The organism is Bacillus cereus group sp. RP29 (assembly GCF_040459765.1).
GTDB classification, from domain to species: domain Bacteria; phylum Bacillota; class Bacilli; order Bacillales; family Bacillaceae_G; genus Bacillus_A; species Bacillus_A paranthracis.
The window spans coordinates 3,497,852-3,512,544 of record NZ_JARVHN010000001.1; the positions used below are offsets into that span (position 1 = coordinate 3,497,852).

Here is a 14,693-nt window from a genome sequence, read left to right on the forward strand (position 1 = left end):
TTAACTTATTTTAAATCGTCATTTGTAAAAGCACCAGGTAGTAACTGCTCAACAGTCACTTCTTTTTCATCGCCTTTTACATTCGTTAGTAATACAGGCATTTTCGGATCACAGAATTCAGCAATTACTTGTCTACAAGCACCACATGGTGAAATTGGTCCGTCCGTTTCTCCTGTAATAACTAAGTAACTAAAGTCGCGCTCACCTTCTGATACTGCTTTAAAGATTGCTGTTCTTTCTGCACAGTTACATAAACCATAAGAAGCATTTTCTATATTACAACCAGTATAAATTTTACCTTCTTTCGTAACTAATGCTGCCCCAACAGGAAATTTTGAATACGGAATATATGCTTTTTCTAACATCTTATTTGCTTCTTCAATATATTTTTTCTTATCCATATTATTTCCCCCTCAAAGTAAGTGTAATTATGATTAGTCAGTAATAACTGTATGAACTAATTTAGGAGCCACTGCTGTTTCAGCGATAGAAATGTTCTCATAAATTTTCGCTTTTACATCTTCTACATTTTCGCGATTTGCATAAATCGTTACGAATGGCTCGCCTTCTTTTACTGCATCGCCCACTTTTTTACGTAACATTAATCCTACTGCTAAATCGATTTCATCTTCTTTTGTTGCACGACCAGCACCAAGTAGCATAGCTGCGATACCGATTTCATCAGCAACAATGTTAGAAATAACACCTGAAGTTTTAGCAGGTACATCAATTACATATTTCGCTTGTGGCATTTTTTCTGGATTGTCTACAATCGAGCTATCTCCACCTTGATTGCTTAAGAACTCTTTAAACTTCTCAGTTGCTTTTCCGTTCTTCATCACTTCAATTAACATTTCACGCGCTTCTTCTAATGTATTAGCTTTTTTCGCAAGTACAACCATCTGACTTCCTAATACGAGTACTAATTCTGTTAAATCTTCTGGACCTTCACCTTTTAATGTATCAATTGCTTCTTTCACTTCTAGAGCATTACCAATCGCAAATCCAAGTGGTTGTGACATATCAGAAATAACAGCCATTGTTTGACGTCCTACATTATTTCCGATACGTACCATTGCATGTGCTAATTCTTTTGCATCTTCTTCTGTTTTCATAAACGCGCCAGCACCTGTTTTTACATCAAGTACGATTGCGTCAGCTCCAGCTGCAATTTTTTTACTCATAATTGAACTTGCAATTAGAGGAATTGAGTTAACAGTTCCTGTTACATCGCGTAATGCATAAATCTTTTTATCTGCAGGTGTTAAGTTTCCTGTTTGTCCGATAACAGCTACTTTGTCACGGTTTACAATATCAATGAACTGCTCTTTCGTAATTTCAACGTGGAATCCTTCTACTGCTTCTAATTTATCAATTGTTCCGCCCGTATGTCCTAAACCACGACCAGACATTTTTGCTACTGGTACATCTAAAGCAGCTACTAATGGCCCTAATACTAATGTTGTTGTATCACCAACACCACCAGTTGAATGTTTGTCTACTTTAATTCCTTCAATTGCAGATAAGTCGATTGTTTCTCCAGACTCCACCATTGCCATCGTTAAATCTGCACGTTCGCGATCTGTCATATCTTTAAAGAAGATTGCCATTGCAAGTGCACTTACTTGATAATCAGGTATACTTCCTTCTGTATAACCATTAATAAAGAATTTGATTTCTTCAGTTGTTAATTCTTTGCCGTCACGTTTTTTCGCAATAATATCTACCATTCTCATTACAATCACCATTCCTTTTTATATGATATGAATCTATTAAAATAATAAGCCTACGATTGTTGCTGATAAGAAGCTTACTAATGTTGCACCGAAAAGTAATTTCAAACCAAATCTTGCGACTACATTCCCTTGCTTTTCATTTAAGCTCTTAACTGCCCCTGCAATAATTCCAATTGAAGAGAAGTTTGCAAATGAAACTAAGAATACAGATATAATCGCTGTCGTTCTATCTGAGAAATTAAAGTTTCCTTGTGCTAAATCTGTCATAGCGACAAATTCATTTGATACTAATTTTGTTGCCATAATATTTCCGGCATTAACTGCTTCATGCCAAGGTACACCCATAATAAATGCAAATGGTGCAAATGCATAACCGAGAATTTCTTGGAATGAAATACCGATTACACCTTTAAATACTGCATTAATGAATGCGATAAGAGCAACGAAACCAATTAACATAGCTGCTACTGTAATCGCAACTTTAAATCCATCAATAATGTATTCCCCTAATACTTCAAAGAAAGTCTTTTTTTCTTCTTCTTGTACTTCTAACATATCTTCTTCATCAGTAACTTCATAAGGATTAATAATAGAAGCAATAATAAAGCCCCCGAATAAGTTAAGCACTAAAGCGGTTACAACATATTGCGGTTTTAATAACACCATATACGATCCAACGATAGACATGGAAACGGTAGACATTGCAGATGCACATAATGTGTACATTCTTTTCTCTGGCAATAATCCTAATTGTTTCTTAACTGAAATAAACACTTCAGATTGTCCTAAAATCGCAGAAGCAACAGCGTTATATGATTCTAGTTTCCCCATTCCATTTACTTTACTTAATGCTAGACCGATAGATTTCACAATAATAGGTAACACTTTAATATGTTGCAAAATACCGATTAAAGCTGATATAAATACGATTGGCATTAATACACTTAAAAAGAATGAAAACTCTTTTTGATTTACTAATCCACCAAATACGAAATTTACACCGTCAGCGGCATATTTTAATAGCTCTCCAAAACCATCTGCTATTCCGCTAATTAATATATTCCCTACACTTGTATTTAATAATAGAAACCCCAAAATGAATTGTAATATAACCATCGTTATGATTGGACGATATTTGACTTTCTTTCTATCATTACTAGCAAGCCAAGCGATACCTAAAATCAATACGAGGCCAAAAACACCGATTAAGTATTTCATAAGCCGTCTCCTCCCGTGTTCGTATCCGCTTACATTTCTTTCAATTGTTAAAGCAATAGATACACTTTACTTTGTGTATCTATTGCCCTTGACTTCACTAATGATTAGTAGTTATCTGTAGCACCTTTTGCATCATTTAATACGATTGCAACACTAGCACTTGCTCCAATACGAGAAGCTCCAGCAGCTACCATTTTGTCTGCATCTTCACGTGTACGAACACCACCAGATGCTTTTACACCAACGTTTGGTCCTACTGTTTTACGCATTAATGCGATATCTTCAGCAGTTGCTCCGCCAGTTGAGAATCCAGTTGAAGTTTTTACGAAGTCAGCACCAGCTTTTACTGATAATTCACAAGCGCGTACTTTCTCTTCATCTGTTAATAGACAAGTTTCAATGATTACTTTTACAAGAGCTTTTCCTTTTGCTGCTTGTACTACTTCATAAATGTCTTTTTCAACAAGTTCGTCGTCGCCATCTTTTAAAGCGCCTACGTTGATTACCATGTCAACTTCAGTTGCACCTTTTGCGATAGCATCTTTTGTTTCAAATGCTTTTGTTTCAGTCGTGCTTGCTCCTAATGGGAAACCGATTACAGTACAAACATCTACATCATGTCCAGCTAGTTCTTCAGCAGCTAGCTTTACCCATGTTGGGTTAATACAAACAGAAGCGAATTTATATTCCTTTGCTTCTTCGATTACTTTCATAACATCTTCTTTTGTAGCATTAGCTTTTAAAATTGTATGGTCAATTAACTTTGCAATATTCATTATCTTCACTCCTCATATCTTTTAACAACTTCATTCTAACTCTTAGTTGAACAAATGTAAATATACTTTTGAAATTTTGTTCATTCTTTTTAAAAAGGAATTTCCTTCTAGTAAATAAAGCGCATTCTAACTAAGAAATACTTCATATATAAATTCAAATTTTTTATATTAACAATGGTAGTATGTATCTCAATATCCATAATTATTTTAAAAAAGGCAATTTGTATTCAAAAATAATCCCATAATTCATACATAACAAAATAAAAGGCTTTCTCAAGATTAATATCTTGAGAAAGCCTTTTATTTCTAATCTTCTTTTTGATAATGTAACAATTCTTTCGCCGTATGCTGATCGATAATTAATACATTTGCATATCCGCCACGTAACGCACCATCAATTGCTTTTATTTTTCTATTACCACCTGCAACTAAAATAGAGCGTTTCTTTAATTTTAGTTCTTCTAACTCAATTCCGATGGTTCGCTTATTAATTTCTTCACTACTAATATTTCCGTCTCCATCAAAGAAACGTGAACAAATGTCACCGACCGATTGTTTTTTGAGTAAACTCGTTTCATCCTTATCGAAATAACCTAATCGGAATAATAGCGCTTCGTCTCGCACTGTTCCTACAGTGAAAATTGCAATATTCGCTTGTTTCCCCATTTCGATAATGTGATGAATATGTCGATCCTGCTCTACTAATTCTTTTGTCACTGCATTATCAAATATAACTGGAAGAGGTAGATTTCTTGGCGTCGTTTGAAAAGCATCTGCAAATAATGCAATGGTTTCATTTGCATATGTATTTACACTCGAATGGCTAATACCACCTTTTAGCTGGACAACTTCTACACCTTTTACATGTTGTGGTACGATTTTTCTAGCGATTTCATACATCGTCATTCCCCAGCTTACACCAACGATATCACCGTTTTTAACCGTCTTTTCCATATACTCAGCTGCATATTTACTTATATACTCTGTAATCGTTGCATATTCTGGCACTGGGGAAAATACAACATGTGCTTCTAACAAGTTATATTTTTCTTTCAGTAAATTGCCGACATTATCTAAATCAGCGAATGGATCGGCTATACTAATTTGAACAAATCCTTTTTCTTTCGCGTACTTTAATAGTCTAGAAATTGTCGGTCTTGAAATATTTAATTTGTTAGCAATTTCTTGCTGACTATAATCTGATTGATAATATAATCTTGCAACTTCAACACTTAATTGTTGTTTATCTTTATCCATAGTAACTCATTACATATCCTTTCCTGTATTTCCTTTTCGTTACAAGCATTATACAGCTTTATGCAAGAAATTTCGACTATCGAATTTTATCTAACTGAACTTCAACTACACTTACTTTATGAAATGAAACATTATCGTGTAGATTTATTAACTCAATATAGTTACGCGTGAAACATGTAAATCGATTATCATTTAATTCACGCATTTTCTGCAATAACGATAATAAGCCCATTCAAAAATGTACGATAGAATCAAGTTATTTAACATAGAAAAGTTGTATATGAGGCCTAGGATATCAAAGACTGTTTTTCTCATACTTACGGAATTTCCGTTCGTTTTTCTGTAAGAGATTGAACGAATAAAGCAATAATTTTATTATATAAAATACAAAAGTTCTACTGAACAAAGAATATAAATTATGTATCCATAGAGATGCAATCCCACTCTTCATTTTTATAATTGATTAGCCAAAACAAGCCCCTTCTTCTTTCAATAACAATACTTTCCTGCATACCTGCAGTTGATTCTCTCGCATTCATTCTATCATGTACACAAGCCCAATGAAGCCGATAAACGAGGTCAGCCTCGTCCAAAATCTCTTCTGCATTTCGCAATTTTGTTTTTCCGAAAAATTCGTTAAAAGAACTGCAATCAGAAACCAGTTTAATTGCATAATGACAGTCACAGATTTCTTTTGGAAATTCCAGTGTATTCACGAGACCTATTGACCAAAGCAAAACCCATTGAGCTTCATACTGCCATGCAATCTGTATCGCTTCTTTCTCTTCAGGTTGCTCTGAATTTAGAAAATTCCTTTCCTGCATCGTTAATGATTCAACCACATCAAATTGATTCAGCAGCTCCATGACGAACTCTTTGGAAGTTTTCAAATCACCTTCTTGAGCAACATCACAAGCATATTGTATAACAATCAGCAAAGCTACTGCTCTCTTCGCAATCTCTTCTCGACTTCTTAACTGAATGCTTGTCAAAGGAGGCAATTGAGGCAATCCTTCGATATATGGAATCCCTTTATCTTGCAGGTAGCTTATAGATTTCTGTTTTCTTTTCTCCCCATCGGTAGAAGCACTACTCTGTCCCCTTACTTTGTTCGTACATGCTTGAGGAGTAAATTCTGAAGGACCAGAGGATCCATCCGGAAATACGATTACTTTTCCATCCTTCCCGATTAGAGTTCGATCAGGGATAAAACCAATACCATTCACCTCATTAAGTAATTTAAGAAACAGCTCCACGTATTCATCACTATAATCCTTCTTCGTCTCTATAGCGATTATGGTATTAATTACAGAAATCTGTGCCAAAACCATCTTCTTAAGATGTTCTTCTTGAAATTCGATTTGATTGTACATGTGCATCATTCCAGGAATATTATTGGAAAAATAATTAGGAGATGATTCTTCAGAATCCACCCGAATAATAATTTTATTTTTGCCAAATAGCCTTTTCGATTGAATCGTATATTCATTTTTATTGCGTTCAACCTTGAAACCATTTTGAAAAACTTGAGTAATGAAGCCTTCTATATCACTTGTATCATTCCTTGATGCAAATATCGTAAAAAATCTCAATTTTCCCCCTCCTATAATTCTTATATTCTTCTTAGCTATTAAATTTTAAAAATAAAAGAACATAAACTATTTAATATATTAAACAGCCTTTTATTGTGGCTTATTCTTCAACTAAGATCCGTTTGATTGTCTTAGTTATCCATATAAATAATTATACTACCCAGTTAGGAGCGCCGCCATATGCTATCGATTTAACGGTTTTATAACACCCAAAACGAAAAAACATTTTTTATTACAACTATTATAATTATGAAGAAGCTCACTTAAATTTACGGGGACGTCAGTAAAATAACAAATAACAAAACAATCAAACTTTTTTATAAAATCTTTACACCACTTTTCAAGAAAGAACTCCATTTTAATCACTTCTTTTTCAAAATAGAGTCTTTGTGTTTTTCATAAAATCAAGATACATACAATATTTCGAATCAAAATTAAAGTCAAATAGTTAACTTTTTTCCTGCATAACAGTATCTTTATTCACTATTTTCAAATAGAAATGCGATACTGTTGTAATGTAGTATGGATAGATCCAAAGAAACGGGATACCAAATGTGAAAAATCCGATGATAACACCTAAAATAAACCATCCGATAAAACTTAACGATAGTAGGAATAAATCTAATTTATGTCCTTTCATCAGTACTTGACTCTTTTTAATTGCTTCACTCGCCGTATATTCTGGATGATCTAACAAAATATAATAAGCCATAGAATAAGAGATAAACTTTATAATACCCGGTACAATTAATAATACACTCCATAAAAGTGTGTATACAGTCATTAAAGTAGTCACCTTTATAGATCTAAACACATTACTTTTTCGAAATCCTTCAAATAACTCACCAATTGTTGTAGATTCGTGTTTCGCTAAACGCAATGTAACTTTAAGATACCCATAATTCATAATGCCTTGCACACTTACTAAACAGATAAATAGAACAACAAAAACAAGTAAATAAGAAAAAGCGCCTGCTGCATTTAACTTTTCGTCTCCTGTAATGGAATAACTAGCATTCATTATTTCACTTAATAAGATACCAAGAAACAAAAGGGGAAATCCTATAATTAACATACAAATTCTAGAAATAATATGATAAAGAAACGATGACAATACCGCCAATCCCCATTTGTCTTTTAATGAAGATACGGCCGCTTTTTTTAAGCCACTAATCATTTTAATCCTACCTTCCATTTTTTCTTTTATGTGAACTACTTTTACATAAGGGATAACGGAATATTTTAACAATATTCACATTATATACAACCCTATTGATATCCAAATGAATAGTGTAACTATTTCAAAAGTGTTATTTTTAAGTAAGTATCAAATTCAGTACTTCTAATGTTTTTCTAACACTACTTGACTAATTTTTGTGTATTTATTTTCAATCTATTAATCATGTAATTTATTTAAAAACACAGTGAATATACTCGCTACATAAAATCCATTACCAAACTGAAATCATTCTATAATGGCTTTAATTAAGTTCGAAATGATCAAAAACACTCTGAATTAGGTATTTAGAAAGTTTCTTCAAAGTCAGGGTGTCTATGCTTGGGTATTCCGATTACTTGTTCTCCACTGCTAATATGATGAATAAAGCGAAACTGTAATGAGTGGGGATTCCTCATTCCCCACTCATTATTAGTTGAAACATTCGGACTTTTACGGACAGGTCCTCTCCTACCTAACTTCCTAGCACTTCTCTAAATCTTGAGGCGGGAATTTTATTGCCCGTTAATACGGGTTCTCATTCAATCACATCTTTATAAATGTAGCATTTCAGCCTTTACAACTCGAATATATTCCTGCAACTTACAAAATGCTTCCGTTAATTCCCCAGCTTCTTCTTTATGAAGAAAGCGGGCCTTGTTTCGTTCTTCCTCTATGACAAGTAGTTGCGTAGCTGCATAAGAAAGACCGTACTTTTCGCATTTTCGTTTTATATCTTGAAAAAAAGAAGGAGGTATCGTTCCTGCTCCTGAGACAAGCATCTCATCTAGAGCTTGTTCCAATTCATCGATTATGTGCACTAACTCTATCATAAAATGTTTCCCCTTCATTAAGTGTAATATTTATAATTTCTCCTACTTCTGTATATAAAATAATAGGTGTAACTACGAGCTTTGTTCCTTCCTGATAAGGATGAACTAGCATTCTCTTTACATGTAATGAGTCCAAATATATTTTTACAAGTCGAATTGTCCACTCATTTTCTGGTTGTTTCATCATTTGCAGTTGTAATATTTCCCCCTTTTTATCAATAAGAGGTATAATCCATTTTTGCTCTTTCTTTTGAAACTTCCATTCTTCCATTTCAGTAAATTCAATACAAAAGACTCCTTGTTTAGATGTCTCTAACCTGTTTGCTTTTACTTTTTTTAGTAGTTCTTCCCATGTGGTTATAAAGAGCGATTGCCACTCTGTTACATTTGTTTTCCCTCCTGCTTCTCCTACTGTTTGTGAGCTAGATGACAATTGAAAATCGACGTTAAGCTTTGCATGTTTCAACCATAGACATGAACGAGACAGTTCGTTTCCCTTCCCAGCAATCCCCCATGGAACTTGCTGTTCATGGAGATCTTCAGAAGTTATGTTGCTCCCTTCATAAAACATGGGGCGTGACTGTGTGTATGTAATCCACTTTTCCTGTTCTCGATTATAGAAATAATAGGTCACACCAACATAACCAGATTTCGTTTGCCAGCCGGCTGCGCCAAAGGCATGCAAAGTAAGCGGTGGTACTTCATAATATTCCGAACGATACGGACTCTCTTGCAGACGATGCTTTTCTAACAACATAATGTATTCATAAATCGCGGACAGCGTTTGCCGATAGGATGCCATTTGAAAAGAGGCATGTTTCATTCGGTATAGCCTAATATCAGTCCCGAGCTTGCGAAATAAATTTTCTAACTTTGCTAGTTTCAAAGAGCGCGCTTTTACAGAAAGTTGTTCTATTTCATAGATTGTTTTTTCTGTAAGACGTGTTAAGCCCAAGTGAACAATTTGCTCAATCATCTCTTTGAAAATAGATAGCTTATCCGACTCAATAATAAGACACTGCACTTGTTTCGTTTCATGCGAAATTCCTCTTTCTTTTTGATACCAATATATCGCTTCCACCTTATGCCGGCATATTCCCTCTGTTTTACATGTACAAATTGCATCAGCTACCGACTCAGCTGTCAGAAAACGAACCGTTATAGACTCTTCTGGAAAAGAGACAATTAAAGCACCCTCCTCTTCCAAAACAATTTTTTGATGAAATGTTTTGCGGAACATCATTTCAGCCCACATTTTTTCGGAGACAATATTGCGAACATCCACATTCAAAAGGGCAGAGAAATCAACTTTTATATTTTCTTCACCTTCGTACATCTTCTTCGCTTCTAATAAAGCCATCATGACATGCTTACAAATCGAGCGCGCTTCACAAGTACAGGAGTAACTGCGTATATCTCCCGTAAACGTTACAGTAGTTTCATCATCAAGATGTATTTGCGCTATATCCTCTTCTAAATCTATTTTGATATTTTTCACAACTGCCAAATCCTTCATGGCTCTCTTATATGTTCCTTTGTTGGACATGGCAATTAAATATGTTTCATCGATAGAGGAAAGAACATTTAAGAAATGATTGTTGCGATCCATTGCGCCAACCTCCCTGGTGTTAATGCTGCTACATGAGCACCAAGTGCCGCCATTTTTTTTGCTGCCTCTTTATCATAAAAAGGCTGTGCAGTCGGATCGAGAGAAGTAAGCACAATCAGCTTCGCCCCTGATTCTACAATCTTCATCGCTTCTCGGTACATTTCATTGTAACTACCGCCTTCATATAAATCCGTTACAAGTACGACAATTGTTTTATGAGGTATCTCAATTTGATTCGTTGCGTAACGCAGCGCCTGAGCAATATAGGTTCCTCCACCAAGCTGTACACTCATAAGCGTTTCCACCGGATCATCAATACGATCCGTTAAATCAACAACAGCTGTATCAAAGATGAACAGATTTGTCTTAATCGTCGGTAAGCTTGCAAAAATACCTGCCATAACTGCGCTATGGATAACAGAATCAATCATACTTCCACTCTCGTCTACTGCGAGGATTACCCGCCATGTACTAACATGCTTCGTGGCAGCATAAAAGTATGTTTTTTCAATATGAATGGTATTTGTTTCTTTGTCAAAATACTTTAAATTTTTTCGAATCGTTTTCTTAAAATCAAAATTGCGCATCGTGCATACCCGGCTAGAACGATTTCGATCCGGTCTACCGCTTAATGCGTGCTTCACTTCTTGCTCTAAATTACGATGCAACTCTTCAGCGACTTTTGCTACAATACGTTTAGCTGTGTCTAATACATCCGGTTTTACATAATCTTTAAATTGTAAAATGCATTTTAATAAATTTATATTCGGCTCCATTTTTTCAAGTGTTTGCTTATCTTGCAATAGAGCGGTTAATTCATATTTTTCTAACGCATGGTTTTCCATAATTTCAATGGTTTCCTTCGGAAATAACTCTCGCACTTTCGAAATCCAAGTCGGCACGGTTAGCTGAGAGGGTTCTAAGGATCCACCGCGCTCTTCTCCGCGTTCTCTCTCGTACAAAAAGTCCAGCATCTCGTCCATTTCTCTGTATGCAGGCTCTTCTTCCTGAAATGTGATTTGGTCATCTGCATGTTTCCCGAGAACAAGACGCCAGCGATTTAAAGAAATGTTATTCTCCATCTTCTAGCCCCCGTCTCATTAAAATCCCCTTCGCTTTCCGGTCTAACTGCATTACATACAACAGCATCTCTTCGGAAATTTGGTCTTCTTTTATTGCTTCTTCTGTATCACCATATAACTTGGAAATATGCCTAGCAATCGTATCCACTTCAACCGGCGTGAATTGACTGAATAAAAGGCGCAAATGTGGCAACACTTGCAGAAATACCTCTTCATCAAGTTCTTCTAGAACATGAGACATTCCGCTAAGCAACGATTCGTTATATAAAAAGATATCTTTGGCGCCAGCAAATAAACCACTCAAAAATATCGGAGCTTGCTTTTGCATATCACCACTTCCATAAAAATATCCTTCTGCCACTTGCATTACTTCATCGATTTCCCGCTTTCCTAAAGAAGTTAACAGCCCAAATACCACTCCCTCTACTTGACTTTCTCTCTTTTCCTTTTGCAAATAAAGCTCTAATGCGTCAATAAATTGCTGATCTGTATGCTTCATTGTATACAAATCGATAAGTTTTTCTGCAATAATTGCTGATTTGCCCCTATCTAAAACTGAAAATAGCGAAAGTGCTTTATTCCTAGCATAATCCGCTTGCTGATTTGCTTTTTCTATTTGTGATAAATAATAAGCACAATCTGCCATAGAAGCAAAATCTCCGTCCTTTTGTAAGACTTCATCTATAAATTGGGTGTACATGGAAAAGTCGGTAAACAAACCACTTAAATAGGCTTCTAGCAATAAAAGGGCCACCTCTCCGGCCCGTCCCTTTGCCTTGTTCAGCTTTGCTCTTAGCATTTCTTGCGCCGCTTCTCTCACCGTTCCGCCATACACAGATAAATCAATTAGAGAACTTTCTACTTGTGCTGAAAAACGATATTTCCAAGTTTCACGCATAAGATTAATATTCTGTTTTCTAGCTAAGTTTGGACCGCGTAGTCTCTCGGAAAATGGAACTCCTAAAAAAGCAAGGCAATGAAAAAATTGACTTAAGCGTAAGTGCTTTTCTTTCTTGTATATGTCTAGAATCGTCTCCTGCGGTACAGTTGAACGTACTGGTAGACGAAATGAGCGAACAGAAGCACGAAAATCATGCACGAGCGGCGGCAAATCGGCTTCTTTTGACAATTCCCCGCGCTTCACCCCTTGCAAACTCTTCTGAAGTAATGTTAAAGGCTTATTTGCTGAGAATATCTCACCTTTCACAAATGTACTGTGCACTGCGTCCGTCAATTCATACAATCCGGATTGCATCTTTCCACGAAGCAGTGCAAGTTCACGTATCATTCGTGCAGCCTCAATCTCATCTGCCATTGATATTCCTTCTACCTTTAGCTGTCTAGCAATTCGTATCATAAATTGCTCAGCTACCGATTCATCCCTGTTTTCCCAAATATGTTGGTAAAAAGCAGGTGCAGGCATTCCGCTCTTATAGCCACGCATCTGATCGCTTTCTAAAAAAGAATACGGCATAAGATAGTTTTTAGCATTCGATTTAGATAACGGGCTTTTCGACAACTTTTTCTTTTTTCCTTCCAATTCAAGAAGCCCTTTCACATGAAAGCCTCCAGTAATAACGAGCACCTTGTCATACACTTTACGTGCTTTTTCAATTTCTTTTGCCATATGTATCTCCCTAGCTTCACAACCGTCTTCTGTCAGCATCCTCTGCGTATAGTCCACGCGTGTATAATAGCAGTAATGGAATAACTGACGAACAAATTCCTCGCTTGTCATATGAAAACCTTGCAACTCAAAGTATTTCTCCCAAAACTCATGGAAACTTCGGCACCCCGTTTTTTCCGAAAGCATACGGACATATTGACTATGTTGAAAATATCGATCTTCATTTTCCTCATTCTCTTCCTCATTTTTTGCTAGAAACAAATATTCTTTATAAGGAAGATCAATAAATGAAACAGGAATGTTCTGTGCAGCCCCTTCTCTCAGTGCGACAAGTTCCGGTGAATAGTCGAGAAAGGGATAGTACGCACGATACTTTCCACTTTCTCCTCTTTCAAGCACATTCGTTTTATCATCATAACTGCAATATATACAAATTGGAGCTTTACTATCTGCACTCACAATATGCGGAATAAGTGGGTTGCAGTCTATCGGGCCTTCTATAAGAATTACATCTGGTTTATAGCATTTAACAATCTTCTGTATATGAAAAGAGCACGCAGGACTATGATGGCGAATCGGCACATATACGACGTTTCGATCTAAATTGTAAGCTCTTTGAAACAATGCATTTACTTCAGCTGATTGCGAGCTTCGAAAAACGACTTCCATACCTCTCCTCCTATTTGACCTCGCGCCTTAACGATGCTTGTAAAATAACTGCGTAATTTTTCTAAATCATCCTTGTTTTCTTTCGCAATCGTCCCTGACAAATATCGAACAAGCGCATCCATTTTCACTTCTCCACTTCCATAATAGTACGTATCCATTGCACTTTGATAATATACTGATACAGCTTCTGCAGTACTCATAACAGAAGATGGCTGATCAATTCGTTTTCCTTCAGCAGTTATCCCTTCCCGTAGTTCATGAAAAACAGTCGCTAACAGTTGAACAACCGTTTTATCCACTTTTGGTGTGATGCCTGATGCCCCTAATAACCGCGTTACTTGTGACTCTATTATTTTTGCTTCAAGCTTTACATCTTGAATTGGATGTACCGTTTCAAAATTAAAACGACGTTTCAATGCACTACTCATTTCATTCACACCGCGATCTCGTGTGTTAGCCGTTGCAATAATATTGAAGCCAGGCTTTGCTGTAAGAATTCCTTGTTCTCCAAACTCCGGAATAGTGAGCACCTTATCGCTCAGAACGCTGATCAATGAATCTTGCACTTCCTGTGGGCAGCGCGTTAACTCTTCAAATCTAGTTAATATCCCTTGTTCCATTCCAACGAAGAGAGGCCCTGGCACAAGTGCTTCCCTTACAGGTCCTTTCGCAAGAAGAAGTGCATAGTTCCACGAATACTTAATTGTATCTTCCATCGTAGCAGCGGTTCCTTGTACTGTATTACGGCTATTTCTGCATATTGCGGCAGAAAGTAGTTCACTCAGCATCGTCTTTGCAGTCCCAGGCTCTCCAATTAACATAAGTCCGCGATTCCCTGCTAATGTAACAATCGCTCGTTCCACAAGTGCATCATTCCCATAAAACTTACGGCTAATTTCCACTTCTTGTCCTTCCGAAAGAAGCGCTTCTTCTTGTCCGATAATAAACGTACGAACAGCACGTGGTGACAATCGCCAGTTAGGTGGTTTTGGAAACGAATCATTCGCTTCTAACGCATTCAGTTCTATTTCATATAATTCTTCCATTAATGGTTTAATAGATTGCATATGTCATTTCC

General features: G+C 36.2%; 13 protein-coding genes. All 13 read right to left on the reverse strand.

Going from position 1 to position 14,693, the window contains the following annotated elements; all coding sequences use genetic code 11:
- Positions 1–5: 5 nt before the first annotated feature.
- The 13 genes from QCI47_RS18620 to QCI47_RS18680 all read right to left on the reverse strand — a co-directional run bounded on the left by QCI47_RS18620 (position 6) and on the right by QCI47_RS18680 (position 14,682).
- Entirely contained in the window at positions 6–401 is a 396-nt protein-coding gene (locus tag QCI47_RS18620; RefSeq protein ID WP_000358525.1) for a cytidine deaminase, read from the reverse strand.
- A gap of 33 nt (positions 402–434) precedes the next feature.
- Positions 435–1,736: a pyrimidine-nucleoside phosphorylase gene (locus QCI47_RS18625; protein WP_309422675.1), complete on the reverse strand. Its 1,302-nt coding sequence runs from the start codon at positions 1,734–1,736 to the stop codon at positions 435–437.
- 36 nt (positions 1,737–1,772) lie between these two features.
- Positions 1,773–2,954, reverse strand: a complete 1,182-nt coding sequence (locus QCI47_RS18630) for a NupC/NupG family nucleoside CNT transporter (RefSeq protein ID WP_000876184.1) — start codon at positions 2,952–2,954, stop codon at positions 1,773–1,775.
- Positions 2,955–3,058: 104 nt separating this feature from the next.
- Positions 3,059–3,730 (reverse strand): deoxyribose-phosphate aldolase, encoded by a 672-nt coding sequence (deoC, locus tag QCI47_RS18635; RefSeq protein ID WP_001017431.1) that lies wholly within the window; start codon positions 3,728–3,730, stop codon positions 3,059–3,061.
- 306 nt (positions 3,731–4,036) lie between these two features.
- Entirely contained in the window at positions 4,037–4,987 is a 951-nt protein-coding gene (locus QCI47_RS18640; protein ID WP_000356563.1) for a DNA-binding transcriptional repressor DeoR, read from the reverse strand.
- Positions 4,988–5,063: 76 nt separating this feature from the next.
- Positions 5,064–5,219 (reverse strand): hypothetical protein, encoded by a 156-nt coding sequence (locus tag QCI47_RS18645; RefSeq protein ID WP_003293817.1) that lies wholly within the window; start codon positions 5,217–5,219, stop codon positions 5,064–5,066.
- A gap of 184 nt (positions 5,220–5,403) precedes the next feature.
- Positions 5,404–6,579, reverse strand: coding sequence for a DUF4272 domain-containing protein (locus QCI47_RS18650; RefSeq protein WP_061131154.1), 1,176 nt, complete (start codon positions 6,577–6,579; stop codon positions 5,404–5,406).
- A 448-nt stretch (positions 6,580–7,027) separates the two neighbouring features.
- On the reverse strand, positions 7,028–7,756 hold the full coding sequence (locus tag QCI47_RS18655) for a DUF975 family protein (protein WP_070171344.1): 729 nt from the start codon (positions 7,754–7,756) through the stop codon (positions 7,028–7,030).
- Positions 7,757–8,349: 593 nt separating this feature from the next.
- On the reverse strand, positions 8,350–8,628 hold the full coding sequence (locus tag QCI47_RS18660; protein ID WP_061131152.1) for a hypothetical protein: 279 nt from the start codon (positions 8,626–8,628) through the stop codon (positions 8,350–8,352).
- Complete coding sequence (locus QCI47_RS18665) at positions 8,600–10,237, reverse strand: SWIM zinc finger family protein (protein WP_061131151.1); 1,638 nt, start codon at positions 10,235–10,237, stop codon at positions 8,600–8,602. Before QCI47_RS18665 ends, QCI47_RS18660 begins: the two co-directional genes overlap by 29 nt.
- Positions 10,213–11,319 (reverse strand): VWA domain-containing protein, encoded by a 1,107-nt coding sequence (locus QCI47_RS18670; RefSeq protein WP_071742574.1) that lies wholly within the window; start codon positions 11,317–11,319, stop codon positions 10,213–10,215. The genes QCI47_RS18665 and QCI47_RS18670 overlap by 25 nt, the downstream gene beginning before the upstream one ends.
- Positions 11,309–13,615 carry a DUF5682 family protein gene (locus QCI47_RS18675; RefSeq protein WP_071742576.1) on the reverse strand — a complete coding sequence of 769 codons (2,307 nt, stop codon included), beginning with the start codon at positions 13,613–13,615 and terminating at the stop codon, positions 11,309–11,311. Before QCI47_RS18675 ends, QCI47_RS18670 begins: the two co-directional genes overlap by 11 nt.
- Entirely contained in the window at positions 13,576–14,682 is a 1,107-nt protein-coding gene (locus QCI47_RS18680; RefSeq protein ID WP_061131148.1) for an ATP-binding protein, read from the reverse strand. The genes QCI47_RS18675 and QCI47_RS18680 overlap by 40 nt, the downstream gene beginning before the upstream one ends.
- Between the last annotated feature and the right edge of the window lie 11 nt (positions 14,683–14,693).

Bases quoted from the DNA above. Each gene is read 5' to 3' on its own strand.
- QCI47_RS18620 (WP_000358525.1), bottom strand. From the start codon at position 401: ATGGATAAGAAAAAATATATTGAAGAAGCAAATAAGATGTTAGAAAAA.
- QCI47_RS18625 (WP_309422675.1), bottom strand. From the start codon at position 1,736: ATGAGAATGGTAGATATTATTGCGAAAAAACGTGACGGCAAAGAATTA.
- QCI47_RS18630 (WP_000876184.1), bottom strand. From the start codon at position 2,954: ATGAAATACTTAATCGGTGTTTTTGGCCTCGTATTGATTTTAGGTATC.
- deoC (WP_001017431.1), bottom strand. From the start codon at position 3,730: ATGAATATTGCAAAGTTAATTGACCATACAATTTTAAAAGCTAATGCT.
- QCI47_RS18640 (WP_000356563.1), bottom strand. From the start codon at position 4,987: ATGGATAAAGATAAACAACAATTAAGTGTTGAAGTTGCAAGATTATAT.
- QCI47_RS18645 (WP_003293817.1), bottom strand. From the start codon at position 5,219: ATGGGCTTATTATCGTTATTGCAGAAAATGCGTGAATTAAATGATAAT.
- QCI47_RS18655 (WP_070171344.1), bottom strand. From the start codon at position 7,756: ATGATTAGTGGCTTAAAAAAAGCGGCCGTATCTTCATTAAAAGACAAA.
- QCI47_RS18660 (WP_061131152.1), bottom strand. From the start codon at position 8,628: ATGATAGAGTTAGTGCACATAATCGATGAATTGGAACAAGCTCTAGAT.
- QCI47_RS18665 (WP_061131151.1), bottom strand. From the start codon at position 10,237: ATGGATCGCAACAATCATTTCTTAAATGTTCTTTCCTCTATCGATGAA.
- QCI47_RS18670 (WP_071742574.1), bottom strand. From the start codon at position 11,319: ATGGAGAATAACATTTCTTTAAATCGCTGGCGTCTTGTTCTCGGGAAA.
- QCI47_RS18675 (WP_071742576.1), bottom strand. From the start codon at position 13,615: ATGGAAGTCGTTTTTCGAAGCTCGCAATCAGCTGAAGTAAATGCATTG.
- QCI47_RS18680 (WP_061131148.1), bottom strand. From the start codon at position 14,682: ATGCAATCTATTAAACCATTAATGGAAGAATTATATGAAATAGAACTG.